Source organism: Micrococcaceae bacterium Sec5.1 (genome assembly GCA_039636795.1).
In the GTDB taxonomy this organism is placed as follows: Bacteria; Actinomycetota; Actinomycetes; order Actinomycetales; family Micrococcaceae; genus Arthrobacter.
On the sequence record CP143430.1, the window covers coordinates 4837865 to 4864149 of the forward strand.

General features: G+C 62.2%; 24 protein-coding genes. 16 read left to right on the forward strand and 8 right to left on the reverse strand.

Annotation, left to right across the window (positions count from 1 at the left end; all coding sequences use genetic code 11):
* Positions 1 to 10 precede the first annotated feature (10 nt).
* Positions 11 to 2182, reverse strand: coding sequence for an MMPL family transporter (locus tag VUN82_22130; GenBank protein XAS71746.1), 2172 nt, complete (start codon positions 2180 to 2182; stop codon positions 11 to 13).
* A gap of 164 nt (positions 2183 to 2346) precedes the next feature.
* Between VUN82_22130 and VUN82_22135 the strand changes: the two genes are divergently transcribed.
* The 6 genes from VUN82_22135 to VUN82_22160 all read left to right on the forward strand — a co-directional run bounded on the left by VUN82_22135 (position 2347) and on the right by VUN82_22160 (position 7539).
* Positions 2347 to 2856 carry a MarR family transcriptional regulator gene (locus VUN82_22135; protein ID XAS71747.1) on the forward strand — a complete coding sequence of 170 codons (510 nt, stop codon included), beginning with the start codon at positions 2347 to 2349 and terminating at the stop codon, positions 2854 to 2856.
* A 44-nt stretch (positions 2857 to 2900) separates the two neighbouring features.
* On the forward strand, positions 2901 to 3716 hold the full coding sequence (locus tag VUN82_22140) for a methyltransferase domain-containing protein (protein XAS71748.1): 816 nt from the start codon (positions 2901 to 2903) through the stop codon (positions 3714 to 3716).
* A 117-nt stretch (positions 3717 to 3833) separates the two neighbouring features.
* Entirely contained in the window at positions 3834 to 4193 is a 360-nt protein-coding gene (locus tag VUN82_22145; GenBank protein XAS71749.1) for a YciI family protein, read from the forward strand.
* Between the two features lies 1 nt (position 4194).
* Positions 4195 to 5439 (forward strand): DUF6596 domain-containing protein, encoded by a 1245-nt coding sequence (locus VUN82_22150; GenBank protein XAS71750.1) that lies wholly within the window; start codon positions 4195 to 4197, stop codon positions 5437 to 5439.
* Between the two features lie 191 nt (positions 5440 to 5630).
* Complete coding sequence (locus tag VUN82_22155; protein XAS71751.1) at positions 5631 to 6485, forward strand: hypothetical protein; 855 nt, start codon at positions 5631 to 5633, stop codon at positions 6483 to 6485.
* 70 nt (positions 6486 to 6555) lie between these two features.
* Positions 6556 to 7539, forward strand: a complete 984-nt coding sequence (locus VUN82_22160; GenBank protein XAS71752.1) for an aldo/keto reductase — start codon at positions 6556 to 6558, stop codon at positions 7537 to 7539.
* A gap of 40 nt (positions 7540 to 7579) precedes the next feature.
* Here the strand turns inward: VUN82_22160 and VUN82_22165 are convergent, their stop codons facing one another.
* Positions 7580 to 8653 carry a DNA polymerase IV gene (locus VUN82_22165; protein XAS71753.1) on the reverse strand — a complete coding sequence of 358 codons (1074 nt, stop codon included), beginning with the start codon at positions 8651 to 8653 and terminating at the stop codon, positions 7580 to 7582.
* 186 nt (positions 8654 to 8839) lie between these two features.
* Here VUN82_22165 and VUN82_22170 point away from each other — a divergent pair, with 186 nt between their 5' ends.
* The gene (locus VUN82_22170) at positions 8840 to 9355 is read left to right on the forward strand and encodes a hypothetical protein (protein ID XAS71754.1); all 516 of its coding nucleotides are present in this window, start codon (positions 8840 to 8842) and stop codon (positions 9353 to 9355) included.
* Between the two features lie 94 nt (positions 9356 to 9449).
* Positions 9450 to 10076: a LysE family transporter gene (locus tag VUN82_22175; GenBank protein XAS71755.1), complete on the forward strand. Its 627-nt coding sequence runs from the start codon at positions 9450 to 9452 to the stop codon at positions 10074 to 10076.
* A 17-nt stretch (positions 10077 to 10093) separates the two neighbouring features.
* Here the strand turns inward: VUN82_22175 and VUN82_22180 are convergent, their stop codons facing one another.
* Entirely contained in the window at positions 10094 to 11128 is a 1035-nt protein-coding gene (locus VUN82_22180) for a LacI family DNA-binding transcriptional regulator (GenBank protein XAS71756.1), read from the reverse strand.
* A gap of 190 nt (positions 11129 to 11318) precedes the next feature.
* On the opposite strand from VUN82_22180, the gene VUN82_22185 reads away from it, so the two are divergent.
* The 3 genes from VUN82_22185 to VUN82_22195 are packed head-to-tail and all read left to right on the forward strand — an operon-like array spanning position 11319 to position 14751.
* Positions 11319 to 12326 (forward strand): nucleoside hydrolase, encoded by a 1008-nt coding sequence (locus VUN82_22185; GenBank protein ID XAS74769.1) that lies wholly within the window; start codon positions 11319 to 11321, stop codon positions 12324 to 12326.
* On the forward strand, positions 12326 to 13783 hold the full coding sequence (locus tag VUN82_22190; protein XAS71757.1) for an MFS transporter: 1458 nt from the start codon (positions 12326 to 12328) through the stop codon (positions 13781 to 13783). Before VUN82_22185 ends, VUN82_22190 begins: the two co-directional genes overlap by 1 nt.
* Entirely contained in the window at positions 13780 to 14751 is a 972-nt protein-coding gene (locus VUN82_22195) for a ribokinase (GenBank protein ID XAS71758.1), read from the forward strand. Before VUN82_22190 ends, VUN82_22195 begins: the two co-directional genes overlap by 4 nt.
* An 82-nt stretch (positions 14752 to 14833) precedes the next feature.
* On the opposite strand, the gene VUN82_22200 is transcribed toward VUN82_22195, so the two are convergent.
* Positions 14834 to 15154, reverse strand: coding sequence for a hypothetical protein (locus tag VUN82_22200; GenBank protein XAS71759.1), 321 nt, complete (start codon positions 15152 to 15154; stop codon positions 14834 to 14836).
* A gap of 100 nt (positions 15155 to 15254) precedes the next feature.
* On the opposite strand from VUN82_22200, the gene VUN82_22205 reads away from it, so the two are divergent.
* The 3 genes from VUN82_22205 to pabB all read left to right on the forward strand — a co-directional run bounded on the left by VUN82_22205 (position 15255) and on the right by pabB (position 18594).
* Positions 15255 to 15893 (forward strand): TetR/AcrR family transcriptional regulator, encoded by a 639-nt coding sequence (locus VUN82_22205; GenBank protein XAS71760.1) that lies wholly within the window; start codon positions 15255 to 15257, stop codon positions 15891 to 15893.
* 77 nt (positions 15894 to 15970) lie between these two features.
* Entirely contained in the window at positions 15971 to 16564 is a 594-nt protein-coding gene (locus tag VUN82_22210) for a low molecular weight protein-tyrosine-phosphatase (GenBank protein ID XAS71761.1), read from the forward strand.
* Positions 16561 to 18594, forward strand: coding sequence for an aminodeoxychorismate synthase component I (pabB, locus tag VUN82_22215; protein XAS71762.1), 2034 nt, complete (start codon positions 16561 to 16563; stop codon positions 18592 to 18594). The genes VUN82_22210 and pabB overlap by 4 nt, the downstream gene beginning before the upstream one ends.
* Positions 18595 to 18599: 5 nt before the next feature.
* Here pabB and cls read toward each other — a convergent pair whose 3' ends face one another.
* Positions 18600 to 20072 (reverse strand): cardiolipin synthase, encoded by a 1473-nt coding sequence (gene cls / locus VUN82_22220; protein ID XAS71763.1) that lies wholly within the window; start codon positions 20070 to 20072, stop codon positions 18600 to 18602.
* 83 nt (positions 20073 to 20155) lie between these two features.
* Between cls and VUN82_22225 the strand changes: the two genes are divergently transcribed.
* Together VUN82_22225 and VUN82_22230 are read left to right on the forward strand one after the other, a co-directional pair.
* Positions 20156 to 21097, forward strand: coding sequence for an aminodeoxychorismate lyase (locus tag VUN82_22225; protein XAS71764.1), 942 nt, complete (start codon positions 20156 to 20158; stop codon positions 21095 to 21097).
* Between the two features lie 251 nt (positions 21098 to 21348).
* A complete protein-coding gene (locus VUN82_22230; protein XAS71765.1) occupies positions 21349 to 22803 on the forward strand; it encodes an amino acid permease in 1455 nt (484 codons plus the stop codon).
* Positions 22804 to 22920: 117 nt separating this feature from the next.
* On the opposite strand, the gene VUN82_22235 is transcribed toward VUN82_22230, so the two are convergent.
* The 3 genes from VUN82_22235 to VUN82_22245 all read right to left on the reverse strand — a co-directional run bounded on the left by VUN82_22235 (position 22921) and on the right by VUN82_22245 (position 26285).
* Positions 22921 to 23409: a carboxymuconolactone decarboxylase family protein gene (locus VUN82_22235; protein XAS71766.1), complete on the reverse strand. Its 489-nt coding sequence runs from the start codon at positions 23407 to 23409 to the stop codon at positions 22921 to 22923.
* A 198-nt stretch (positions 23410 to 23607) separates the two neighbouring features.
* Positions 23608 to 24660 (reverse strand): cysteine synthase family protein, encoded by a 1053-nt coding sequence (locus VUN82_22240; GenBank protein XAS71767.1) that lies wholly within the window; start codon positions 24658 to 24660, stop codon positions 23608 to 23610.
* A complete protein-coding gene (locus tag VUN82_22245; GenBank protein XAS71768.1) occupies positions 24657 to 26285 on the reverse strand; it encodes an aromatic amino acid ammonia-lyase in 1629 nt (542 codons plus the stop codon). The genes VUN82_22240 and VUN82_22245 overlap by 4 nt, the downstream gene beginning before the upstream one ends.

Genomic DNA, 26285 nt, shown 5'->3' on the forward strand with positions numbered 1-26285 from the left:
GAATGACGAACTACCGCCCCACCGCCGTCCGTTCCTCCTCACGGGGCCGAGTCCCCGCATGAGGCTGGCGGCCAAGCTTTCCTGGCCACCAAATCCGGTGTCCGATGTCGTACGCGAGTGCGGGCACCAACAGTGAGCGGACCAGAATCGTATCCAGCAGCACCCCGAAGGCAACGATGAACGCCAACTGCACGAGGAACATGATGGGAATGACTCCGAGGGCGGCAAAGGTAGCGGCCAACACAACTCCCGCGGACGTAATTACTCCACCTGTAACGCCCAAGCCCCGCAGGATTCCAGGTCGTGTCCCGTGCTTCAGCGATTCCTCGCGCACCCTGCTCATCAGGAAGATGTTGTAGTCCACACCTAATGCCACGAGGAACACGAATCCGAAGAGGGGAACTGTGGCATCGGCACCTGAGAAACCGAAGACCCTGTTGAAGACCCACGCTGAAACACCCATGGCTGCCGCATAGGACAGGACCACGGACAACACCAGCAGCACGGGCGCCACAACGGAGCGCAGCAGGAGCATCAGGATGAAGAGGATGACCACCAGGACGATGGGTATGATGACCATCAAGTCACGCTGCGCGGTGGTGTTGGTATCCAGTGCAGTGGCAGTGACCCCGCCGACCAAGGCATCGGCGTCGACCTCTTTGACGACCATCCGCAAGGACTTCACTGTTTCTTCGGCTTGAATCGAGTCGGCGGCAGAGTCGAGCGTCGCATTGATCAGCACCTTGCCCTCATGAACGGCAGGATCGGCGGGAGTTCCCGGAGCGCCGGTGATGGGCACATTTCCGTCGGCCAGGAGATAGGCGTCTCCCACGCCGTCGGCAGCTTTGACCTTGTCCAGCACTTCCTGCGCGGCATCTTTGGAAGCGACCACGACGGCGGGGCTGCCGCTGCCGGCGTCGAAATGCCGCGCCAGCGCGTCCTGGCCGTCCACGGCGTCGGAGGCCGTGAGGATGACGTCCGTTTGAGGGACGCCGTTGGCCTTCAATTGCAGGACGCCAGCCGAGGCCACCAAGAGCAGCAGGACCGAAGCCACCCATACAGTCCGTGGCCGCCGGGAAACCAGGGAAGCAGTTGCGCGCCACAGACCCTTTTGCCCTTCAAGTCCAATAACCAGCTCAGGTTCGCGTTCGTCGTCGGGCAGGAGCTTGGGACGGAAAGGCCAGAAGGCGGCGCGGCCCAGAAGGGCCATGAGCGCCGGGAGGAGAGTAAGCGCGGCGAAGAGCGAGCAAAGGATTCCGGCAGCTGCCACAGGGCCCAGCGCCTTGTTGGAGTTCAGGTCGGAGAAGAGCAGGCAAAGCAGGGCGATGATGACGGTCGCGCCCGACGCGAGGATCGGCTCGAAGGAGGCCTTCCACGCCGCGACCACGGCCCTCGTACGGTTGGTGGTGTGGGTCAGGGCCTCGCGGAATCGGGCCACATACAGCAGCGCATAGTCGGTGGCCGCACCAATCACCAGGATGGAGAGGATGCCTTGGCTCTGGCCGTTCAGCTGGATCCAGCCCAGTTTGGCCATTGCAAACACCAGGAGAATCGCTGCGCAAAGCGCAAAAACCGATGTTAGGAGGACCGCCAGAGGCAGCACGAGTGAGCGGTACACGAGCAGCAGAATGATAAACACGGCGCCGAGCGCGACGAGCAGGAGGATTCCGTCGATGCCGCCGAACGCGTTTACCAGATCAGCGGTCAGGCCCGCGGGACCCGTGACAAAGGCCCGCGTTCCCTCCGGGGCACCCGGCTGAACGACCTCTCGGAGCTCCTGGATCTTGTCGCGCAGCTCATCCGAAGACGCTATTGGCACAATGAACTGGACCGCTTTGCCGTCCTCCGAGGGAAGAGGCCCGACGACGGCGTCCCCCAGTTTGAGCGCCTGAATGTCAGCTTTCAGTTGGGCTGCTTCGCCAAGCTGGGCCGCGGTGAAGGCCGTCCCGTTCTCAACGATGACCACCGCAGGGATCTCTTTGGAGTCCCGGAACTTCGCCTGCCAGTTGCCTGCTTCCGTCGCTTCGGCGCCTGCTGGGAGGAACGACGCCTGGTCATTGGAAGAGACCTCGTCCAACCGCCCGAACGTTGGGCCGCCAACGCCGGCAATACCAAGCCAGATGATGACAAGCACCACCGGCACGAGCCATCGAAGCCAGAACGGTACCTTCTGCGGGTTCATGAGTCCTTCTTCCGAGACGTGACGAAGTCTTTATTCCACCACAGAATATCTCTATCATGGAACTATTCCAAGAGTGAACCATCTACTGATGTCGGGTTCCTGTTGGGCTGGGAGTAATATCCGACAGGGCACTAATCACGGTCGAACGCAGGTGGGAGGGCAAGATGGCTGAACTTTCAGGCCCGCACCCCGGTGGCGAACGCCCGGAAACAGCGGCGCCCCAGGACTTGGTGCGGCTCCTTCAGGACTTCACCCTCGAAGCCAACCACTATGTCGACGCAGCAGGCGGCCGGAACGATATGCACCGGACGGATCTCAATGCCCTTGCCGTGATCATGCGCCATTCTGCCGCAGGTCGGGTCGTCACGCCTGGCGTCCTGCGCAACGAACTACGCCTGAGTTCGCCCGCCACTACCGCGTTGGTGGACCGGCTTCACGCGTCGGGACACGTAGTGCGCGAACGTGTCGGCACGGACCGGCGCCAGATCCAGCTGGTTATGACTCCAAAGGCCTACAAGGATGGAAGTGCCATGTTCATGCCGCTGGCCATCCGTATGGGCCAAGCCATGGGCGCGTACAACGCTGACGAACTGGACGTTGTCCGACGCTTCATGACAGACATGATCGAGGCCACCATAGCGGCCCGCACGGGAACCGCGGAGAACGGCAACTAACCGCATTCCGCCGAAATCCCCTGGCGAAGTTGTAGCGTTTCCCTATGAACGCGCAGCAGCCTGAAGATGTTTACACCCACGGGCACCACGAGTCGGTTGTCCGGGCCCATGCCTCGCGGACGGCCGAGAATTCGGCCGCGTTTGTCATTCCGCATCTCACCCCGGGGACGTCGGTCCTCGACGTCGGGTGCGGACCAGGCAGCATCACGTGCGATTTCGCGGGGCTGGTTGCACCCGCGCAGGTCATCGGCTTGGATCGCTCGGCGGACATCGTCGCCCAGGCAACGGAACTGGCAAAGGACCGCGGCGTAGACAACGTGGAGTTCCGAACCGGCAACATCTACGATCTCGAGTTTGAGGACGAGACCTTCGACCTCGTCCACGCCCATCAAGTCCTCCAGCACCTCACCGATCCCGTCGCCGCGCTGCGTGAGATGCGCCGCGTGGCAAAACCGGGCGCGATCGTGGCCGTCCGCGACGCCGATTTCCACGGCATGAGCTGGTACCCGGAAGTCCCCGAGCTCGATGACTGGATGGAGCTCTACCAGAAGATCGCACGGCGAAACGGTGCCGAACCGGATGCCGGCCGTCGATTGGTCTCGTGGGCACAGCAGGCAGGCTTTGCCCAGGTGGCGCCCAGCAGCAGCAACTGGCTCTACGCCACAGCCCAACAACGGGCATGGCAGTCCCGCGTGTGGAGCGAACGTGTCCTCCACTCCGCTTTTGCCGAGCAAGCCCTCGAATACGGGTTCGCCAATGAGGCCGACCTCGCCCGGATCGCTGCGGGCTGGCACCGCTGGGGAGCCACGGACGATGGCTACTTCCTCATTCCCAACGGCGAGGTGATCGCGCGGGCCTAGGTTGGGCGTGAAGGAACTTTCCCAAAAAACTTTGCGAACCATGTAGAAAAGCGCCCCGCAGTTCCGACCCATGAGTGAAAGCACCCAAACAGGGTGCCACTTCATAAGGAGTTTGAGATGAAATACATGATCATGATGTTCGGGTCCGCCGAGGGCATGATGGAAACCGCCGATCCGGAGTGGGTCAAGGAAATGATCGGGTTCATGATCCAGATCGACAAGGACCTCCGCGATTCCGGTGAACTCGTCTTTAACGCAGGGCTGGCTGATGGCAGCACCGCGAAGCTCGTCAAGCAGACCCCGGACGGCGTCATCACCACGGACGGCCCATACGCCGAGTCGAAGGAGTCGCTGATCGGGTACTGGGTGGTGGATGTGGCCAGCGAGGAACGCGCTGTGGAAATCTGCTCGAGCATCGTCAAGTACTCGCAAGTGGTTGAGCTCCGCCCTATCCCGGACGGTCCCCCGGAGGTCTAGTTTGGCCGTTGCACCACGCGAGGTTCCCCCACGCGACATTGAGGACCTGCTGCGCACCTTGGCGCCGCAGGTCCTCTCCGTGCTTGCACGCAACCACGGACAGTTCGACGCCTGCGAGGATGCAGTGCAAGAAGCCCTCATTGAGGCCGCCCTGCAATGGCCATCCGGGCTGCCAACAAATCCGAAGGGATGGCTGCTGGCTGTCGCATCGCGCCGGCTGGTTGATGTGTGGCGCAGTGAAAGCGCGCGCCGCGCCCGGGAGGAACGCGTCGCCGCAATGGAGGTCAATTTCCAGGACGGCGCGGCGTCTGAAGCCGACGACACCCTGACCCTGATGTTCCTGTGTTGCCACCCCTCGATCAGCGCACCATCGCAACTCGCCTTGACGCTACGGGCCGTAGGAGGACTCACGACGGCGGAAATCGCCTCTGCTTTCCTCGTCCCCGAGGCGACCATGGGCCAGCGCATCAGCCGTGCGAAACAAGGGATCCAGAAGGCAGGCGCCCGGTTCGACATGCCGCCGGAGTCCGAGCGGAAGGCGAGGCTCGGCGTCGTTCTTCACGTCCTGTACCTGATCTTCAACGAAGGCTACGCCGCAAGCTCGGGCGACTCGCTGCAACGCGAAGACCTCACCACCGAAGCGATCCGGTTGGCACGCCTGCTGGTGAGCGCCGCGCCGGCAGAGCTCGAGGCCACCGGTTTGCTCGCTCTGATGCTGCTGACGGACTCCCGTCGTGCCGCGCGCACCCTGGCTGACGGGATGCCCGTGCCGCTGTCCGAACAGGACCGGACTCTATGGAACCGCGGGCAGATAGAGGAAGGCATCGCACTCCTGTCTTCCGTGCTTGGACGTGGCGCGGCTGGGCCGTACCAACTCCAGGCCGCGATCGCTGCTGTGCATGCGGAGGCGCCGTCTGATGCCGAGACGGACTGGCCGCAGATTCTCGCCTTGTACACAGTCCTTGAAGCCGTAGCGCCCAGTCCCGTGGTGACGCTGAATCGTGCTGTAGCCGTGGCCATGGTGAATGGGCCAGCCGCTGGGCTTGAGCTGCTGGCCCGGCTGGATTCGGCAATTGGTCGGTCGCATCGCCTGGATGCGGTACGAGGCCATCTGTATGAAATGGCAGGCTCGTATGGGGAAGCGCGTGCCGCCTACCTCGCCGCCGCCAAGAAAACGGGCAGCCTGCAGGAGCGACGGTACTTGATGGGGAAAGTGGCGCGAATGGACTCGTCAGGGGGTTCCTGACCCTCTTTGGTCCAATAGGTAACCTATACCAACCGATAGGGGTTTCATTCGATCCCGGACGCTTCCAAAGAGGGTCACGACGCAACTCCCGCGCCATAATGTCGGCGCCTCGTCTTAGGTTTGCCTCGAATAGACAACCAAAGATGTCCCCAGACAAAGACATCTACGAACCAATACCGAAGGAGCGATCATTGTCTTCCCTCGAGTCTCAAATCCTCTGGGCAATCGCCACGATCTTGGTCGCCTTGTCCGCGACGGCTGGACTGCTCGGATTTACGGTGCTATTCGTCCGGAACGTCTTCCTCCGTGCCGCATCCACGAGCGATCCCTGGCGGTTCTACCCAAGGTTGAAGTTGCGATGGGCAAAACGTACAGCAGGATGCTTGCCAAGAATCGTTCGTGATCAGCGGGAGCTGATCCTGGATCTGAAGGCAAACACGTCTACAGCCGCGGGACTATGCGCTTGGGGATTTGGGACTCTTGCCTTTTTCGTCCCAGCGCTCATGCTCTTTCGGAAACTCGAACTGCTTCAGACCTGGATCGGTTTCAGCTATTGTGTTGGGTTTGCTGTTGGTTTTGGGGCTCTTTGTACTCTTATTGCTTTTCTTGCACCACAACGGTCTCCGAAACGGCGCCTCTTGCAAGCCGGGCTGCGCCTGGCCAGCCAAGCTCGCGTTTACGCCCCTCATTCATCAGCCCAAGACAGGAGGAACATCTCATCATCAGGACGTGTTTTCCTCGAATCAGCCCGACATGTGGGGATTACGGAGGACAACCGCGCCATTCGGATGATATCCGACCGCTTTTCGGGCCGGAGACGCCGAAACTACAAGAAGATCAATGAGCAGGTTGTAGAGGGTGTCGAGAGAATTATTCGGCAGGTCTATGAAGGAGAGTTCGAGCATATATCCAGTTCGAAGGCGGCCGCTTTCCTCTCAACAGATTTTCGGCGCAAGATGGCAGCTGTGTCCTCTCTTCCCTTGGTAGTCGTGACCGTTGGCGCCGTGGTGGGCTGGATCTTGAGCAACCTCCGGTTGCACCCTTAGCTCCCCGGCCGGTCGCCCCACGACTATAGAACCAGCCCCGCATCTGCATCGGGGCCATATAGTCGAACCCATGGAACAGCGCATACTTGGTAAGACCGGCCGGTCAGTGTCCACCGTCGGACTAGGCACGTGGCAACTCGGAGCGGACTGGGGCGACGTCACCGAGGAAGACGCACTTGCCGTCCTGGAGGCCTCGGTTGACGGCGGCGTCACTTTCTTCGACACAGCCGATGTCTACGGCGATGGCCGAAGTGAGCAGCTGATCGGACGCTTCCTCCGCGCCAATCCCGGGCTGGACCTAATGGTTGCCACCAAGATGGGCCGGCGCGTGGACCAAGTGCCCGAAAACTACACCCTCGCCAACTTCCGCGCGTGGACTGACCGTTCGCGGCTGAATCTGCAGCAGGACACCCTGGACCTCGTCCAATTGCACTGCCCGCCCACCGCTGTCTACACGCGGGATGAGGTGTACGACGCACTGGACACCCTCGTCAGCGAAGGTGTTATCCGCAACTACGGCGTCAGTGTCGAGCGGACTGAAGAGGCCCTTGAAGCCATCAACCGCGGGAATACGGCGTCCGTTCAGATCATCCTGAACGCGTTCCGGCTCAAGCCGCTCGATGAAGTCCTCCCGGCAGCAAAGCAGGCCGGAGTCGGCATCATCGCCAGAGTGCCGCTGGCCTCCGGTCTGCTGTCCGGAAAGTACACCCCGGAAACTGAGTTCGCGGAGAACGACCACCGCAACTACAACCGCGACGGATCCTCGTTCGACGTCGGCGAGACCTTCTCGGGCGTCGATTTCGCCACCGGTGTCAAGGCCGCCCAAGAGTTCAGCGCATTAGTGCCCGACGGCGTCAGCACCGCCCAGGCGGCCCTCGCCTGGGCGATCGCCCAGGACGGTGTCAGCACGGTCATTCCCGGTGCCCGTTCGTCGGTACAGGCACATGCAAACGCTGAGGCCGGATCGATGCAGTCCGTAGGTTCAGGGCTCACAGCTGGGGTCCAGGACATCTATGACCGTTACTTCCGCGAAGCGATCCACCCGCGCTGGTAGCCGGCCTACCGCCGTCGTGCCTTGCCCAAGCGCTGTGCTGTCACCATCCGCTGCGGGTGGGGGTGTGTCCTTTTCGGGCGTCGTCGGGCATCGACATTTCGGCGCGTAGTCCCAGGAGCCGGATGGGACGATCGGGCTCGATCCGCGCAGTGACGTCCAATGCCTGTGCGAGGACTTCGTCGCGGTCGAAAGTCTCTGGAATCTTCCTTGCGTAGGTCTTGGTGAAGAACGGGGCGTACCGAACCTTGAGGGTCAGCCCCACCACCGGCCGCCCCTCGGCCGCCACGTCTTCGAGGACTCGCGCCGTCAGTTCCTTGATGGCGTCGCTGATCTGGGAGGGTTCCGTGAGGTCCTTCTGAAAAGTGGTCTCGCGGCCATGTGCCCGGGCAACCCAGGGGGTGTCATCCACTTCATTGGCGCCTTCGCCTCGTCCGAGCTGCGCATACCAAGGGCCCATCTTGGGGCCGAACTCCGGGACCAAGTCCTGGGGATCGGACGCGGCCAGTTCGGCGACTGTGGTGATGTGGTGTTTCGCCAGGCGCTGCGACACTTTGGGCCCTACACCCCACAGCTCCTTGGTGGGTTTGCTGCCCATGACGTCGAGCCAGTTCTCCTTGGTCAGCCGAAAGATGCCCGCTGGTTTGCCAAAATCTGTCGCATTCTTTGCACGGACCAACGTGTCGCCGATGCCCACGCTGCAGTGCAACCGGGTTTGCTCCAGGACGGCAGCTTGGATCTGCCGGGCATATGCTTCCGGATCCTCGGTCTCGATGCCAACAAACGCCTCATCCCAACCGAGCACCTGAACCTTGGCGCCCGGCTGTGCGCGCAGAGTGGCCATCACTACGTCCGAGGCCGCCAGGTAAGCCTCCTGGTCTACGGGCAGAATGATGGCATGCGGTACTTTGCGTGCTGCGATCCGCAGTGGCATTCCAGAACCTACGCCGAACGCCCTGGCTTCGTACGAGGCCGTGGACACCACAGCACGTTCCGTGGGGTCTCCCCGGCCACCCACAATGATGGGTTTGCCTGCGAGCTCGGGGCGCCGGAGGACCTCGACAGCCGCAATGAACTGGTCGAGGTCAACGTGCAGTACCCACGGGATTCCGCTCACGGCACCAGTTTGCCCTAAGGCGTGGCCTCCTGACCCTCTTTGGGCTCACGGTGCCCGGAAATCAACCCATTTAGGCTTCGATCTGAAGTCTGGGCGGCCGAACAAGATCAGGACCCAACGCCGGGATTGTCCACATAGGCCAAGAGCATTATTTTCTGCCTGCTAGTCAGGCCATAGCGTCAAATCATGATTATTCAAGCTGGCTTCGACATCCAGGTACTCGCGCGTCCATACATAGTTCCCAACGAGAAACCGCTCAGCAGGCTTGTTGTCATCGGCCTCGATTCCGACATGTGTTTCACCAGCATTGGCATCGCCAGTTATCAGTTTCATGGTTCTTTGGAGCCGCTCTTCGACGACATCTTCGAGGTTCTTACGACGGAAGGGACCAAGTACTTTGCCATCGCCTACGGCGGTTGTTGGCAAGAATTCGATTTTGAAAGCGCTGAGCCTTCGCCTGCTGAGATAGGGAAGCTTCGGAGACTTGCAATAGCACGTGGGCTACTCATGATCGGGAACTACGGCATCGATGAGTCGCGGGATACCGTCGAGCTTCACTCCTACTTTGACCAACACGGAAGGGATCTGCCTGAAACCATGCTCCACTGGCGCCATTCGAGCCTGTCCAAGTATCCCGAATGCCACTGGTGGCAGGATTTCGTGAAGAGGTACGGACACCTATTGAACCCAAACGCCAACTGAGTCAACGCCCTGGGGTCATTTGCGATGTCCCGAGCGCCAGACCATGTCAGGACCCAACGCGTCCCGGGCACCCATCTCATCCGCATAAGCTGAGATGGTGCAGTTTTCTCTTTGGCTGGCCCTGGTTGGCGCCGGCACCCTGATCAGTTTCACTCCCGGCGCCGGTGCCATTTTCACCATGAGCAACTCGCTCAATTCCGGATTCCGGCGCTCCATTTGGGGAATCCTCGGACAACAGCTGGCCTTGGTCATCCATATCGTGATCGTCGCTTTGGGCGTCGGCGTACTCGTCTCAAATTCGCCGGTGATCTTCAACATCGTCCGCTACGCAGGCGCCGCGTATCTGGTGTACCTCGGGATCCGGCAGTTCCTGCGCAAGCCGGACCTGGACGAGGAAAAGGTGGACAGCCGCAAGAACGAGTCCGGCCTTTCCATGTTCCAACGCGGCATCTGGGTGAACCTGCTGAATCCCAAGGCAATCGTGTTCTTCCTTGCTTTCATGCCTCAGTTCATCAGGCCGGACCAACCCCTGCTTCAGCAATATGCCGTGCTGACGGCCACGGTTCTGGCTATCGACATCATCGTCATGTGGTTCTTCTTCGCTTTGGCCGCGCGTTCATTCCAGCGCTTCACCCACGACGAGCGCGGCCAGAAGGTACTTAACCGTGTGTTCGGCTGCCTGTTTGTCCTCGTGGGCATCCTGCTAGCGACCATCCACTAACCGAGCCAAAAACCGCGCTAACCCAGCGACGTAGAACCCCGCACCACCAGCGAGCTCTCCAGCGTCACATGCGGTTCCTCCAAAGCGAGCCCTTCCATGAGCCCGCGGAGTTGCTCCCCCGCCCTTCGTCCAAGCGGGGTCGCCGGCAGGTGCACGCTCGTGAGGCTGGGATTGCTGGTGGCCGAGTACGGGAGATCGTCGAAGCCCGCAACGGCCAGTTCGGCAGGAATCAGGACGCCCGCCACCCGCGCTTCCTGCAGCACGCCATACGCATGGGTGTCGGTACCGCAGACGACGGCGGTCACCCCCTCACGTTGCCAGGTGGGCCAAGCGTCGGCGAACGCGGCGGCGGCAGCACCGACGTCGATCGCGGTACTGATGACATGCCCATCGGCAACCAAGAGCCCGCACGCTGCGGCCTCCTCAAGGAAGGCTTCCCTGCGCAGGTGGAAAGTGGTGGTGCCGGTAATGCCGTCCACGTAGGCGGCCTGGGTATGTCCGGACGCTGCAAGGTGCCGGGCCAACTCACGCGCGCCTTGGGCGACGTCGAGGTTTACGGACGGCGCGTAGGACTCAAGTCCCGGCGCATCAAGGAGCACAAGCGGTCCAGCTGCGGACAGGTCCTGAAGAAACTCAGCACTGGGAGCGCCCACGAGCAATCCGGCCGGACGGAGTGCCAACAATTTGCGGACATCCTCCGCCTGCGGCGACTCCCCGGCGTCGGTCACCGAGAGCAGCAGTTGGTAAGCCGGGCCCAGTGATTCCCGGACGCCTGCGATGACGTTGGCGAAGAACGGGTTGGACACGTCCGGCGTCACGAGGATGACGATGGAGCTGACTCCGCGAGCCAGCGAACTCCCAATGCCGTCAACCACATAGCCAAGTTCGGCGATCGCTGATCGGACGCGTGAAATGTTGTCCTCGGATACTCGTCCTTGCGTCTTACCGTTGGCCACCAATGAGACGGTGGCAGTGGAAACCCCGGCCCGGGCAGCCACCATCGCAGCCGTCACACGGGGCGAGCGGGCGTTCCGCCGATCCAAGGTATCCATGCATCGATCGTAGCGTTGTTGCAACGCGAACAAGGGGCTCAAGGCATCAAGCGTTTAACTCGGTTCACGTTAAGCGTTTGACGTACCACCTGAAGCAGTGTCAGAATTCCCCTGAATGCTTACCGCCCTGCTTTGGGTAAGAACCTGGCAGGCCCCAAAGACGTGGAGACGAAACGTGGACCCCAACCCCATGACAACACGCAAGAAGATCATTCTTGACTGCGACCCCGGCCATGACGACGCTGTGGCATTGCTGCTGGCCCACGGCAATCCGGACATCGAGCTGCTCGCAGTGACAACGGTGGTGGGCAACCAGACCCTCGAAAAAGTCACGCGCAACGCCCTCTCGGTAGCCACCATCGCTGGCATCACCGGCGTTCCGTTCGCCGCAGGTTGTGACCGGCCCTTGGTCCGCACCATCAAAACTGCCCCCACCATCCACGGCGATTCCGGCATGGATGGTCCGGAACAGCCCGAGCCCACCATCGAACTGGACCCGCGCCACGCCGTCGACCTCATCATTGAAACCGTCATGGCACACGAGCCGGGCACCATCACTCTGGTGCCTACCGCGGGCCTGACCAACATCGCCATGGCTGCCCGCAAGGAGCCGCGCATCGTGGAGCGCGTGAAGGAAGTTGTCCTCATGGGTGGCGGCTACCACGTGGGCAACTGGAGCGCCGTGGCAGAGTTCAACATCATCATCGATCCCGAGGCCGCCCACATCGTCTTCAATGAAAAGTGGCCCGTGGTGATGGTCGGCCTTGACCTCACGCACCAGGCACTGGCCACGGACGAGGTAGTGAACAGGATCGCGTCAATCGGCACCAAGCCGGCCAAATTCGTGCTGGAACTGATGGAGTTCTTCAAGAAGACCTACAAGGATGCCCAGGGCTTCGATTTCCCGCCGGTCCACGACCCCTGTGCCGTCGCCTACGTCATCGACCCCACCGTGATGACCACACGCAAGGTGCCCGTGGACATCGAACTGCAGGGCAAGCTCACCCTCGGCATGACCGTGGCGGACTTCCGGGCACCCGCCCCGGAGGACTGCCACACATCCGTGGCCATGGATCTGGATCACCAGAAGTTCTGGGATCTTGTCACCGATGCGATCGAACGGATCGGCGAACCAACGTACGACGCCGGCGCCACGGCCAGCGCCGCGGTTGACGGCGCAGCAGGAGACGCAAAGTAATGTCAATCCTGGTACCCGAAACCAAGTCCACCGGGCGTAACGTCACTGCACTCACTGTCGCCCTTCTGGCAGCCTGTGTTGCCTTCCAGCTCAACGCCTCTATGCTCAGCCCGGCCTTGGTCACCATGGGCAATGAGCTCCAGACCAATCAAGCCACCATCGGCCTGTCCCAGACCTGGTTCTTCACGGCCGCAGCCCTGTTCTCCCTCTTCCTCCCCCGCCTCAGCGACATCGTGGGCCGCAAGAAGATCCTTGTGGGCATGATGCTCCTCATGGCAGCTGGTTCGGTCATCGCGGCACTCGCACCGGATGTCACCTGGCTCTTCGTAGGCCGCATCATCCAGGGCGTCAGCGGTCCGACCGTCCCGCTCTGCCTCATCATGCTCCGCTCGGCAGTGAGCAATCCGCGCAAATACGGCACCCTCATGGGCCTCATCACGGCCGTCAACGGTGGCGTGGCTGGTGTCGACTCGTTCGTGGGCGGCTACTTCGCCGAGAACTTCGGATTCCGCAGCATTTTCTGGCTCATGCTTGGCCTGGCCTTGGTGGCGACGGTCCTGATCGCCGTCCTCGCGGGAGAGAGCAAACCTGCTGCCGGAACCGCCATGGACTGGCTGGGCGTGTTCTTCATCGTGATCGCGGTGGGCGCCCTCCTGACGGCCTTGAACGAAGGCTCCAAATTGGCCACGGCCTTCGACGCGGAGACGTTAACGTTGGCCATTGGCCTGATCCTGGTTGCCGCCGTCGCGTTCTTCGCGTTCTGGACTGTGGAGAAGCGTGCCAAGCAGCCCATGGTGGAAACAGTTCACCTTCGCCACCGCTCCACGTGGGCACCGCTTTTGACCACCACTCTGACTATGACCGGTATCTTCGCGGTCATCAATGGGATCGTCCCGGCGTTCGTTCAGGCGGCCGAGCCCGGCTTCGGCGTGGGCCCTACCGAGATGTCGCTCATGATCCTCACACCGTACGCACTGCTGGGTTGGCTCTTCGGCCCGATCAGCGGCAGGCTCGCCCCGGTTCTCGGCTACACGAAGGTCCTTCGCATCGGCCTGCTGGGCAGCCTCGCGGCTCTGGCCATCATCGCGTTCTTCGGCCTGAACAACCTGCCGATGATGATCGTGGGCACGGCCTTGCTGGGCATCATGTACGCCGGTACCGTCAACATCATGCTGAACGGACTGGGCGTGGTCCTCTCGCCCCAAGGCAACCCGGGCTTCCTCCCCGGAATGAACGCGGGCGCCTTCAACCTCGGCGCCGGCCTGAGCTTCCTGGTCCTGCCTGCGGTCCTCGTCGCGACGTCGGCACTTGGTGACGCCAAGGCGTCGTACCTCACCGTTGTGGTGGTGGGTCTCGCCATCACGCTTGCCGCCTTCGCCGCTTCACTGTTGATCCCGAAACCTCTAGATGCAGAGGTTGCAGAGGCAGAAGCGGCCGAATTGGAGTCAAGTAAATGAGCGCCGACACCAGCACGCCCACGGCGGGGATCGTCGTTGTCGGCTCCCTGAACGCTGATCTGACCATCTACTGCGACCGCCTTCCCAAGCCCGGCGAGACGGTCCACGGCAACGGTTTTGCCGTGAACCCCGGTGGCAAGAGCGCCAATCAGGCGGTGGCGGCCAGCAAGCTCGGCGGCCAGGTCAGCCTGGTGGGTGCAGTGGGCGATGATGCCAACGGCAGCATGCTCCTGGGCTCCACCGCCAACGCCGGGGTGGACGTCACCCGCGTCCGACGCTCGGACGCGGCAACGGGCGTCGCGGTCATCTCGGTGGATGCCAGCGGCGAGAACAGCATCATCATCTCGGCCGGGGCAAATGGGACGCTGACCCCGGCAGACGTGCGCGCGGCAGCGGACGCCATCAACAATGCTGCGGTGGTCTGCCTCTGCCTTGAAGTCGCGATCGATACTGTGATCACCGCTGCACAAGCAGGGCACGACGCCGGAGCTACCGTCATCTTGAACCTCTCGCCTTACGCGGAGGTACCGGAGGTTCTGGCCGGGTTGAGCGACGTGCTGCTGGTCAATGCGCACGAGGCCTCACTGTTCCTTGGCCGCGAAGCCGACATTCCTGACGCCGACGCGGAGGCCGAAGCATGGGAAGCTGTTCGCAGCCAGTTTGCCGACAGGGGTTTGCAGCGCGTGCTGGTAACGCTGGGCGCTCACGGCTCTGTTGTGCTGGATTCGTTGGCCCGGGGTACCCAGGACCAGATCACACGCATTGCCCCTACCCGCGTTTCGGCCGTCGACACCACCGGTGCGGGTGACGCATTCACGGGAGCTGTCGCTGCACGCCTGGCTGCTGGCGATTCCCTCGCGGACGCGGCCTCCTTCGCCTCGGTAGCCGCAGCGTTGGCCGCCACGAAGAAGGGCACCCAGGCCGCTTACCCGACCATTGCCCAGGTAGAGCAGCTGCGGGGCGTTTAGTCCCAGCGCTCCCACCCAACTGACTGGCAGTTGTGGTTGTTCCCAGCGCTGAGAACAACCACAAATGCCAGTCAGTTGGTCTTTAAGCAGACTTGCGGGCGGCGCGCTCCACTGCCCTGCGCGTCAGGGCGCCGTGGCCGGCAAACAGCTTGGGGACCACGAAATAGACGGCAGCCGGGACCACCAGGGCTGTCAGCAAGAGTGCTCGAAGAATCGGGTGCCACGGCTCCATGATCGGCCCGAGCAACAGCATGCCGATGGAAACCAAGGGGAAGATCGCCATCCAGGTGATGAGGGCCCGCATGTGGACGGACGGCGCTTGCGAGAGTCCTGGTGCCCGGACAGGGGCAGCGGTGGCAGCGCCCTCACCAGGGTGAATTTCGTCAGTAGCTTGAGCGTTCATGGCATTCTCCAACCAGATAGTTGCAATTGACTTGGTCTCACAATAACCACACTCGCCAACAATTACAACTACTTAGTTGGGAAATGGTAATCTGGTCCTTATGGCATGGGACACAGAGCGCACCAAGTCACTGCTGCTCGAGGCAGCGACCTCGGAGTTTTGCACCCGAGGACTTGCCGGGGCGCGGATCGATCGAATCGCCGCAGAGGCCGGCGTCAACAAAGAACGCATCTACCAGTACTTCGGCAACAAGAACGGCCTTTTTGACGCGGTTATCGTCGCTGCGCTCAGCTCCCTCATGGATGAAGTACCCATCCAAGGCGAGGGCCCAGCGGCCATGGCGGACTACGCCGGCCGCCTGTTCGATCATCATCAAGAGGACGCCACCGCGCCACGCCTCCTCTTCTGGGAAGGCCTGGAACGGGGCACGGAAGTTGTGGGCCTGCCCAAACGAATGGCCAACTGCGCCTCCAAGGTCAACAGCACCATTGCAGCCCTCCCCGGAATCTCAAGGGAAGACGCCGGCGATCTCCTCATCACCATCGTGAGTCTTTGCGATACGGCCCCTGTGCTGCCCGCACTCGATGGACTCATGGCCGGGAACGACCCCGGCCGCCTCGAAAGGCGACGCGCCGCCGTCGTACGCACCGTCTATCTGGCCGCCTCCGCGCTGGTTGCCGAAGCAGCGTCGGACGGGTCAGCAACCACAGAAACGGTGCCCACCCCCTACACCCTGTGACAGCTTTGACAGGAAAAGTGACTCCGTTGTGAAGTGGCCCCTAGCCAAGAAGGGGTGCCATCAACCATGCTTGCTGCATGTACTCAACGACGAGCCCATACCGCATCATCACGGTCTGCACCGGAAACATCTGCCGCTCGCCCATGGCAGCGCTCATGCTTACCGAAGCCTTCGAAGCGGAAGGGCTCGGCAAGCTGATAGTGGTCGACTCAGCGGGCACCACCGGGTACGAGGTGGGGCACCCAATCGATCCCAGGGCAGCCCGCAAACTGGCCGCCCACCACATCGCTTCGGAGGACCACGTCGCACGCCACTGGAGGCGCGAGTGGTTCGCTGAGCGGGATCTCATCCTGGCATTGGACGTGGATCATTTCGGCTGGCTTCAGGAGGGCGCCCCAGATCGCGAATCCTTGGCCAAAGTCCGGATGCTGCGCAGCTTCGATCCCGTGATGGTTGGGCGCAGCTCCCTGGATCAGGGCATCGAGGATCCCTGGTACGGCGGTCATACTGACTTCGACAACACCTGGACCCTTATCAAAGCCGCTATTCCAGGCATCGTGCGCTACGTGAGCGCCGCAATTACAGAACAGGCAACAGGAGACTCCGGACGTAGCGCCGGCGATGCCCGAAACGAAGCCAGCGAGCACCAGCAGGTAACCTCTATGTCATGACCCCTGCACCCGTGATCATCGCCGTGGACGGGCGGTCCGGCGCGGGCAAGACGACGCTGGCCGTTGAACTGGCGGCCCGCCTTCGGGAGCACCACAAGGTTTCCCTTTTCCATCTGGAAGACATCTATCCCGGATGGAACGGCCTTGCCACAGGCATCGAAAGATACGTCGCGACGGTCCTGACGCCTTTGAGCCAAGGGGAAGCGGCAGAGTGGGTCAGCTGGGATTGGGAACGGCATTACGACGGCGCGCTGCACGTAACGTTGCCAGCCGAAATCGTGATTGTGGAGGGCGTTGGCGCCGCAGCGAATGCGGCACGCCCCATGCTGGACGCCATCGTGTGGGTCGAGTCCCCCGGTGACGATCGCCGTCGTCGGGCTTTGGCTCGTGACGGAAATACCTACGAACCTTATTGGGACAGCTGGGCTGCCCAAGAGGATATTTGGCTGGAAGCTGACGAGGTAATCGGCGCAGCAGACATCCGGGTCCAGAACCTCGCGGATGGCAACGCCCCGGACGACGTCCTGCAGGCAATGCGGTACTTGCCGTCGTTGTCAGCGATCCTCTCGCCGGAACTCAGCGCGCGTCGAGGACTGCAGCTCCGGTCCGAAAAGATCAGCGCCGTTCCTGACGCCGAGGCGCTCTTTCAGAACCTCTACGGTTCCTCGACCAATGCCGTCTGGCTGGATTCCTCCAACGCTTCCGCAGTTTCAGGGACGTCCCAGGCTGCTGCCCGCAGCCGCTTCAGCATCTTGGCTGACGACGGCGGCACGTTCGGCCAGTCCGTCCAACACCGTGCGGGAATCACCCAAGTAACCGCCGGAACAGCCACCGTGGAAACCTCCGGACCGTTCTTCCGATGGCTCGATTCCGTCTGGGGACGGCGCGCCGTGCGGGCACCCCGCGGCTACGATGGCCAGTTCACGCTCGGCTGGTTGGGCTACCTGGGCTACGAGCTCAAACGGGAAACCGGGGGCAATGACGTCCAACCCGACACTCCCGACGCCGCCCTGCTCTTCGCTGGGCGGGCCGTGGTGCTGGATCATCGCGAGCACACTGTGTGGCTGCTCGCCCTGGAAGCGCCCGACGCCGATGAGTGGTTGCGCCAGGCTCGAACCGCTGTCGGGGCTGCTTCAGCCGCCCCGGCTTCCGCCGTCGAGCCTGTTTCCGAGGCGGCTCCGGAATTCACGTGCCGTGACAGCGCAACGGACTATAAGCGCAAAATCGCCGACGCCCAGCATGAAATCAGCGAAGGCAACTCGTACGAGGTCTGCCTGACCACCATGTTGGAAGCCCCTGCCGGCGGGCTGGACCCATGGCAGAGCTACAGGGCGTTGCGACGCCGCAATCCGGCACCATTTGCCAGTTACCTTCGGTTCGGCGAGCTGGTTGTTGCCAGCACCTCGCCCGAGCGCTTCCTGCGGATTCTCTCCGACGGCGGCATGCGGGCCGAGCCGATCAAGGGCACGCGTGGGCGTTCCGCCGATCCCAGGGAGGACGCCGAATTGCGCCGCGATCTGGAGACGTCGCTGAAGGACCGCGCGGAAAACATCATGATCGTGGACTTGCTCCGCAACGACCTGAGTCACTTCGCCATTCCGGGCTCGGTGACGGTCAGCCGGCTGTGCGCGATCGAAAGCTATGCCACAGTGCATCAGATGGTGAGCACGGTGGACGCGCACCTACGCCCTGGCGCTCCGCGTGCAGAGGCACTGGCTGCAGCCTTCCCGGCTGGGTCAATGACCGGGGCGCCGAAGATCAGCACCATGGATATCCTTGACCAGCTCGAGGCGGGTCCCCGCGGTATCTATTCGGGAGCAATAGGCTACTTCTCGCTGAATGCTGCCACGGACCTCGCCGTCGTGATACGCACCCTGGTGGTCAATCCGGACGACGACGGTGGGCGAACACTCAGCCTTGGCGTCGGCGGGGCAATTACTGCAGATTCCGTGGCAGATGACGAGTACGAAGAGATCCGGACCAAGGCGTTTGGCGTGTTGTCGACGCTGGGGGCTGACTTCCCAGGCTGAGCAGCCTATTGGAGCGTCGCCGTCAATCTCGCGACGTTATCCACATACTTGGCCAACGGGGGTCTATCCATCCAGTCATCCAACGTAAGCTCACGGGATACCTCTCGATACGTGGACTCCACGGCCCGCATGAGGTTCACGGTTTCGGCGCCCAGGAGCATCACCGAAACCTCCATGTTCAGGGAGAAGGAGCGCATGTCCATATTGCTGGAGCCGAGAACCGCAACTTCGTCGTCGATGGTGAAGTGCTTGGCGTGGAGTACGTATGGAGCGCGGTACAGGTAGATGCGGACACCTGCTCCGAGGAGAGCCTCGTAATAGGACCGCTGGGCGTGGTGGACGAGGAATTGGTCGCCCTTTTCGGAGACAAAGAGCTCCACATCCACCCCGCGCTGAGCCGCAGTGGTGATCGCATAGAGCAGGGAGTCATCAGGCACGAAGTATGGGCTGCAAATGGAGATCCTGTGCTGCGCCGAGTAGATCAGCGTATTGAACAGGCGAAGGTTGTTTTCCGTGGCGAACCCCGGACCGCTCGGGACCACCTGGGCCGTGACACGTCCCGGGGACGGTTGGGAGGGAAGACGAAGCTGGCTTTCGAGTGACTCGTCGGTCTCGCTGAGCCAGTCCGTGGCGAAAACTACATTCAGGGTGGCCACAATCGGGCCCTCAAGCCGGGCCATGAGCTCCACCCATTGGCGGCCGGCGCGGCGATGCTTGGGGTTGTTGTAGGACGGTTCAATCAGGTTCTGCGAGCCCGTGAACGCCAATGTCCCGTCGATGACCAGGATCTTCCGGTGGTTCCTGAGATCCGGGCGCCGCCATTGGCCGTGGATCGGAAGCAGGGGCAACATTCGCTTCCACTGGATCTGGCCTGCCTTGAGCCGGCGGACCAGCCGACGGTAGCCCTTGATGCGCAGCGTTCCGATGTGGTCGAAGAGCAACCTGACGGTGACACCGCGCTCCGCGGCCTTCTCCAGTTCGGTGAGCAACTCGTCCGTCATGAAGTCGCTGCTCATGATGTAGAACTCCGCGTTGATATAGTCCGTAGCTCCCCGCACGGCCTCGGCCATGGCTTTGATGGACTCCTCATAACCAGGAATAAGCTCCACCTTGTTGCCGTCAACCATGGGCAGCGAGCCAAGGCGGTGGTTCAGCTCACCTGCGGACTTCACCCACTCCGGGCCGGAATAGGTACTCACGGGGTCGGACAGGTCAGAGGTCACCGAGCGAACGCGGTGATTAACTTGTTCCTGCTGCTGACGCCGCCGCTTGGACAAGCGGAAATTTCCAAAAAGCAGGAAGAGCACGAATCCGACGGTCGGGACCAGGAAAACAGCCAGAAGCCAGGCCATGGCCGTAGTGGGGCGACGGTTACCGGGGATGATGCCCAGCAGAACGATGCGCATGATGACTTCCGCAATGGCCCAAGCACCCAGAAGCCACGTCCACTCCAGGCCAATCGGAAAAGGAAAAAGCACTCCACAACCCCCACGGTCCAAGAACTAACGGTAACCACAGCCTATCCGCCCGGCCCTTTGGAGGGCCGCACTAAGCTTGGAGCATGACTTCTCCTGCCCCTACGGTCCTCGTTTTCCTGGACCCAGCCTTCGAAAACGGCCGCATTGCCGATTCCAGCCAGCCCCAGCTCATGGCCACTGACCTCGGCGCTACCCGTGGCGATGGCGTGTTCGAGTCGCTGCTCGCCGTCCAGGGACGCGCACGCAAAGTGCAGGCACATCTGAACCGTCTGGGCAGTTCTGCGGCGGCTTTGGACTTGGCGATCCCGGAGCAGGATGCCTGGCGACGGGCAATTGACACGGCGATTACAGAGTTCCGCGGTAATTACCCGGCACCCACGCCCGAAGAGGACGAAGTCGTGGTCAAGCTGATCGTGACCCGTGGAATTGAAGGCGCGGCGAGCCCCACATGCTGGGTACAGGCTTCACCCTCACCCGCAGGCAGCCGCCGACAGCGCGAGACGGGTATCGACGTCGTACTTCTGGATCGCGGCTTTGACACCGAAGCCGGCGAGCGCGCGCCGTGGCTCCTGCTGGGAGCAAAGACACTGTCCTACGCCGTGAACATGGCGGCGCTGCGCTACGCGCACAAGCAGGGTGCCGATGACGCCATCTTCACCTCCACGGATGGTCGTGTCCTCGAGGGGCCGACGTCCACCGTGCTGCTTGCCCACCTGGACACAGTCGACGACGGCGACGGTTCCGTCAGGACGGTTCGCCGGCTCATCACGCCGCAGCACGATAGTGGAATCCTTCCGGGCACATCGCAGGGCGCACTGTTCGCCGCCGCGAAGGCTGCAGGGTGGGAACTCGGCTATGGTCCGCTGGTGCCGCAGGACCTGTTCGATGCCGACGCCGTTTGGCTCATATCGAGCATCCGCTTGATCGCGCCGGTGAATCACATTAACGGCCAGGAGATCGGCACGCCCGCTGTCCGCAAGCAGCTCACAGAAGAACTGAATGAGTTGTTTGCCGGAATCGAGTAATTCCGGCCGGCCAGACTGAGGCCTACTCTGCTCCGCTTGGAACTTAGCAGATCACAAGTAGAGTAATTGCTCGCATGACTCATTGATAAGGAATTCTTTGCCTCAGCATTGAGCTTCACAGAGGTTCAATCGCGTTCCTTATCCTCCTTGAAATGGGTGTCCGTCGTGTGATGAATCTTGTTCTCGTGTTAGTTGGATCACGTCCGCCTGACACCACTTCAGACTTTGCTGGCTAACTTCCCGGAGGGAATATGGGACACAGCTCCCCCACAACAGCCGAGGCATCGGCACCCGAGGCCCAGTCGGAGACTGGCGCCTCACAGACAGGACTTCGCCGGTCCATGGAGGCCCGGCACCTGGTGATGATTGCCATGGGCGGCGTCATCGGCTCAGGCCTGTTCGTCAGTTCGGGCTACACCATTGCCACCGCGGGCCCCTTGGGCGCCGTTCTCGCGTTCCTCATCGGAGCCGTGGTGGTCTACCTGGTGATGGCATGCCTCGGGGAACTCGCCGTTGCGTTCCCCGTTTCAGGTGCCTTCCACATCTACGCCGCCCGGACCATCGGACCCGCCACCGGCTTCGCCACAGCCTGGCTCTACTGGCTTTGCTGGGCGGTGGCGCTGGGTTCGGAATTCACTGCGGCCGGCCTGCTCATGCAACGCTGGTTCCCTGGCGTCGACGTCTGGATCTGGTGCTTCGTATTCGCCACGGTCCTGTTCACGCTGAACGCCATTTCATCGCGCGTCTTTGGTGAATCTGAGTTCTGGTTCGCGCTCATCAAGGTTGCCGCCGTCGTCGGCCTGATTATCCTGGGCGGCGCCGCTCTGATGGGCTTCCACCCGCTCGCCGCAGGCGAATACCCCTCGCTCACCAGCAACTTCAGCACGCCCGAGGGGCTTTTCCCCAACGGCTTCACGGGCGTGTTCGTCACCTGCCTGGCAGTGTTCTACGCCTTCTCGGGCTCCGAACTGATCGGTGTGGCCGCCGGCGAAACATCCAATCCCGGCGCCAACATCCCCAAGGCCATGCGGACCACGGTCATCCGTCTCATGATCTTCTTTGTCGGGGCCATTACCGTCATCGCAGCGACCATCCCCTACGAGAAGGTCAGCGTGGACGAAAGCCCGTTCGTCACCGTCTTCTCGATGCTCGGCATTCCGTTCGCCGCGGACATCATGAACTTCGTGATCATCACTGCGCTGCTGTCGGCGGGAAACTGCGGACTCTATTCCTGCGCCCGCATGCTCTTCTCGCTGGCCGACGAAGGACACGCACCCAAGGCGTTCAGGAAGCTGACCAAGCGTGGGATCCCAATGATTGCCCTGTGCGTCAGCATGCTCGGCGGCTTGGCCTCGCTGATCAGCAGCATCGTTGCGCCGGCAACCGTGTATCTGGTGCTTGTCTCGATCGCCGGCTTCGCCACCGTGGGCGTGTGGATGTCCATTGTTGCCTCGCACTTTGTGTACAGGCGCACGTTTATCAAGAACGGCGGCGACCTCAGCACGCTCCCGTACAAAGCGCCGCTCTTCCCGCTGGTCCCGATCCTGGCGTTCGCGCTGTGCGTAGTTTCCTTGATCGGCATCGCGTTCGATCCCAACCAGGTGGCGGCACTGCTCTTCGGCGTTCCGTTCGTAGGCGCCTGCTACGCGTTCTTCTACTTCAAGTACGGACGACGCCGGTCACTCAAGAAGGCTGTCAGCGTCTAGCAGCCGTGGCCTGCTGACCGTCTTTCGGTGCAAATCAGCCCCTGGACAACCATTTCGGGTTGCCCAGGGGCTGATGTTGTTTGAAAGGAGGTCAGGACGCCACACGGCCTGCCAACGTCAGGGCTTCGGCTTGACCACACGCACCGGGTGCTCGCTCAGGATCGACAGCCGGTTGAAGGCATTGATCCCAATGGCTGCCATGCACAGGACACTGATTTGCTCGTCGTTATAGTGTTCCCGGGCCCGCTCGAAGAGTTCCGGGCTCGGCCGTGACGTGCTCATCCGGGTGATCTGCTCAGTGATTTCCATGGCCACCCGCTCAGCCGGTTCAAACAGCGTCACTTCCTTGTAGACAGCCACCAAGGACAGACGCTGTTCCGTTTCGCCGTACCCCAACGCCCTGCGATGGTGCAGGTCCAGGCAGAATGCGCAGCCGTTGATCTGCGACGCAAGGTAGTTCAGAAGTTCGATGGTCCGGCGTGGGACACCTGTCCGGTCGGCTTCCCCAATCACCTGCTGGGCATAGTGGCTCAGTGTTGCGTAAAGCTCGGGCTGTTGCTTATCCAGATAGCCGGCGAGACGTGCTTTTGTTTCCTGTTCAGGCATGCTTGGAGCCTAGCGCAACTGGCTCGGAGTGCCTTCGCTGCCCAAAAGCCGGGGGAAGTGAAAGAGGAACCGTCGGAAAGCCGGTGGATGTGAAAGAGCAACCGCCCAAAAGCCGGTGGATGTGAAAGAACAACCGCCCAAAAGCCGGTGGATGTGAAAGAACAACCGCCCAAAAGCCGGTGGATGTGAGAGAGGGTGCTATTCGGTGGCGTCGCGGGCCAGGTGGATTCCGTTCTCTGCCAGCCACACCGGGTTGAAGGCCTTGCTCAGGTAGTTGGTTCCGGCGTCGGGCGCTATGGCCACCACCACCGAACCGTGGGGTGCGGCCCGGGCTACCCGCAGGGCAGCGGCCACAGCGAGCCCGGACGATGGACCCAGCGCAAGCCCTTCTTCGTCGAGGAGCCGATGCACCGTGGAGTAGACCTCGTCGTTGGGGATACGCAGGAAGCGGTCAACAATGGAGCGGTCAAAGGCCTTGGGCCATTCAGCCTGGGGCCAGGAGTTACCCACACCATCCACCAGGATCTCCCCGGGATGTCCACCGCTGTAGGCGGAGCCGTAGGGGTCGGCGCCCACCACTTCAAGGTGCCCGCCCGGCCGCAAAGCTGCAACTTTCTCTTTCAGGAACCGGCCATTGCCGCTGATCGTCCCGCCGGTTCCGATGCCGGCCACAAAATGCGTAACCAACCCGTGGGTCTGCTCCCAGATTTCCGGTCCTGTCGTTTCATAATGTGCGGCTGGATTGGCAGGGTTATCGAACTGCATGGGCCGCCAGGCACCAGGGGTCCCGGCCGTGATGCGCGCTGCCACCGCACGGGCGTTCTCCGGCGATTCGGAGGGCGCGCTCCAGTCCGTCAGGACCACGCGCGCCCCGTAGCTGTGGAGCGCGGCGAGCTTCTCCTGGGAGATGGTGTCGCCGGTAACCACCACCACGGGATGCCCCGTCAACCGCCCAATGAGCGCCAGTCCGATCCCGGTATTGCCGGAGGTGCTTTCCACAATGGTTGCGCCCGGCTGTAACTCTCCGGAGCGCTCGGCCGCCCGGACCATGCTCAGCGCAGTACGGTCCTTGATGGATCCGCCAGGGTTCTCCGACTCAAGCTTGATGTGGATGGTGCTGCCCAATCCACGGCCCAGCGCCTCCAATTTCACCAGCGGAGTGTTGCCCACTTTGTCCAGAACGGAGGCATCCAGCCCATCAGGCAAACCCGCCGCCAAGTGGGCGCCATGTTTGCGGATCGCGGTACTCACGTGGTTCCCTCCCCTTCAGCCGTAGCCGGCAATTCCTGCGCCACCACATCGCGCAACTCACGTCGCGCACGCTCCACCAGGTCCGGAGCCGACGGCCGGTCCGCCAGCACATCAGCCAGCCGAGCCACAACGGCGCCCGTCCCCTTTCCGAGCGGTTGCGAGGCTCCCGCTTCGAGCAGCAAATACGACGCCGTCAGTGCCTCAATGGCAAGCAATTTCTCCAAAGCCTCTACGGACTTTTCGAGTTGCTGCAACGCCAGCGGCGCCAAGGTGGAGTGGTCCTCGACGTCGGCCGAGAGGGTGGGTGCCCCGAGCGTCGCCGGCGCTGCCAGGAACTTCAGTTCGGACAGCAGTCCCGCTGCTGAGTACCAGAGCAGCCCGGGCAACTCCTCCTGCACAAGGCCTGCGGCCGGTCCGGACTCAGAAACCGCATCCTCCAGATGCCTGGCGGCAGCTTCCAGATGCCTCGCCCGAATCACCCGCTGTGGCGGATACAGCTTGGCGATGCGCCGCTCGCTGGAAATACCCACATGCGCCAAGGCAAGCCGCAGGCCCTCGAAGGAAAGAGCCAGCTGCATCGGTTGGAAGTTCCCTCCGGACACCATTTGCCCCGTTTCGATATCAACCAACGGATTGTCGCCGCGTCCGTTCAGCTCCACGTTCAACGCAGCGCCGAGCTGTGAAACCAAGGATCGAAAAGCGCCATGCGTTTGGGGCGCAGCACGGAATGACAATGCATCCTGCACCGAGACTTCGGGACGAACGTCCTCCAACCACCCGCCGCGCAACAGGTAACGTACCGCGGCCGCCGAGTCCTTCTGCCCGTCCACCGCCTTGCCCGCTTGGATAGCCGTCGAAAACGGGCTGAGGTTCCCGCCGCCGTCGTATCTTGCAATGGTTTCCAAGGACAGCGAAAGCGCGACGTCGGCGAGTTCCGCCAGCTGCTGCAGGCGCACCAAGGCGAGGGTGCCTGCCCCCACCGAGTAGGCGTTTGCGCTGACCAGGGCCAGGGCCTCACCGGGCGCGAGCCGCAGCGGCTGTAGACCGGCGTCGGCGAGCGCTTTCGCCCCGGGCACCAAGGTGCCGTTCGCATCGATCGCTTCACCTTCACCGATGGCGACGGCGGCGACGGCGGCGAGTTGGGTGAGGTCCGACGAGCCGACTGAACCTTCTCGCGGTATGGCGGGAAAAACTCCACGGTTGAGCATTTCGGCATAGAACCTGGCCGTCTCCGGACGCACACCGGAGCCGCCACGGCTGAAACCGACGAGGCGGGTGAGAATCACTGCGCGGGAGGAGGGCCTGTCCAGATAGTCGCCCACACCACTGTTGTGGTACCTGACTACTTGGATTTGATAGGCAAGGACCGACTTCTCCTCCACAACCGTGTCGCGTCCGGACCCAAGGAGGGTGTTGAGGCCGTAGATTCTCTGCCCGGACGTTGAAGCGCGCTCCAGCACTTCACGTGAGCGGCCCATCAAAGACAACGCATCGTGGTTGAGTTTCACGTGAAACCCCGGATCCAGGGCAGCCTGCGCCACGCTTTCAGGGTCCACCGGCGATGTGCCGATCAGCAGGGCCCTGAGCTCGGAAGTCCTGGGCTCGGGGATTGGTTCGGAAGACAT

Coding starts and splice junctions, on each gene's coding strand:
- VUN82_22225 (XAS71764.1), top strand. CDS start 20,156: ATGACTTCTCCTGCCCCTACGGTCCTCGTTTTCCTGGACCCAGCCTTC.
- VUN82_22160 (XAS71752.1), top strand. CDS start 6,556: ATGGAACAGCGCATACTTGGTAAGACCGGCCGGTCAGTGTCCACCGTC.
- VUN82_22245 (XAS71768.1), bottom strand. CDS start 26,285: ATGTCTTCCGAACCAATCCCCGAGCCCAGGACTTCCGAGCTCAGGGCC.
- pabB (XAS71762.1), top strand. CDS start 16,561: ATGACCCCTGCACCCGTGATCATCGCCGTGGACGGGCGGTCCGGCGCG.
- VUN82_22200 (XAS71759.1), bottom strand. CDS start 15,154: ATGAACGCTCAAGCTACTGACGAAATTCACCCTGGTGAGGGCGCTGCC.
- VUN82_22235 (XAS71766.1), bottom strand. CDS start 23,409: ATGCCTGAACAGGAAACAAAAGCACGTCTCGCCGGCTATCTGGATAAG.
- VUN82_22135 (XAS71747.1), top strand. CDS start 2,347: ATGGCTGAACTTTCAGGCCCGCACCCCGGTGGCGAACGCCCGGAAACA.
- VUN82_22145 (XAS71749.1), top strand. CDS start 3,834: ATGAAATACATGATCATGATGTTCGGGTCCGCCGAGGGCATGATGGAA.
- VUN82_22210 (XAS71761.1), top strand. CDS start 15,971: ATGTACTCAACGACGAGCCCATACCGCATCATCACGGTCTGCACCGGA.
- VUN82_22230 (XAS71765.1), top strand. CDS start 21,349: ATGGGACACAGCTCCCCCACAACAGCCGAGGCATCGGCACCCGAGGCC.
- VUN82_22140 (XAS71748.1), top strand. CDS start 2,901: ATGAACGCGCAGCAGCCTGAAGATGTTTACACCCACGGGCACCACGAG.
- VUN82_22170 (XAS71754.1), top strand. CDS start 8,840: ATGATTATTCAAGCTGGCTTCGACATCCAGGTACTCGCGCGTCCATAC.
- VUN82_22185 (XAS74769.1), top strand. CDS start 11,319: ATGACAACACGCAAGAAGATCATTCTTGACTGCGACCCCGGCCATGAC.
- VUN82_22175 (XAS71755.1), top strand. CDS start 9,450: ATGGTGCAGTTTTCTCTTTGGCTGGCCCTGGTTGGCGCCGGCACCCTG.
- VUN82_22180 (XAS71756.1), bottom strand. CDS start 11,128: ATGGATACCTTGGATCGGCGGAACGCCCGCTCGCCCCGTGTGACGGCT.
- VUN82_22195 (XAS71758.1), top strand. CDS start 13,780: ATGAGCGCCGACACCAGCACGCCCACGGCGGGGATCGTCGTTGTCGGC.
- VUN82_22130 (XAS71746.1), bottom strand. CDS start 2,182: ATGAACCCGCAGAAGGTACCGTTCTGGCTTCGATGGCTCGTGCCGGTG.
- VUN82_22205 (XAS71760.1), top strand. CDS start 15,255: ATGGCATGGGACACAGAGCGCACCAAGTCACTGCTGCTCGAGGCAGCG.
- VUN82_22190 (XAS71757.1), top strand. CDS start 12,326: ATGTCAATCCTGGTACCCGAAACCAAGTCCACCGGGCGTAACGTCACT.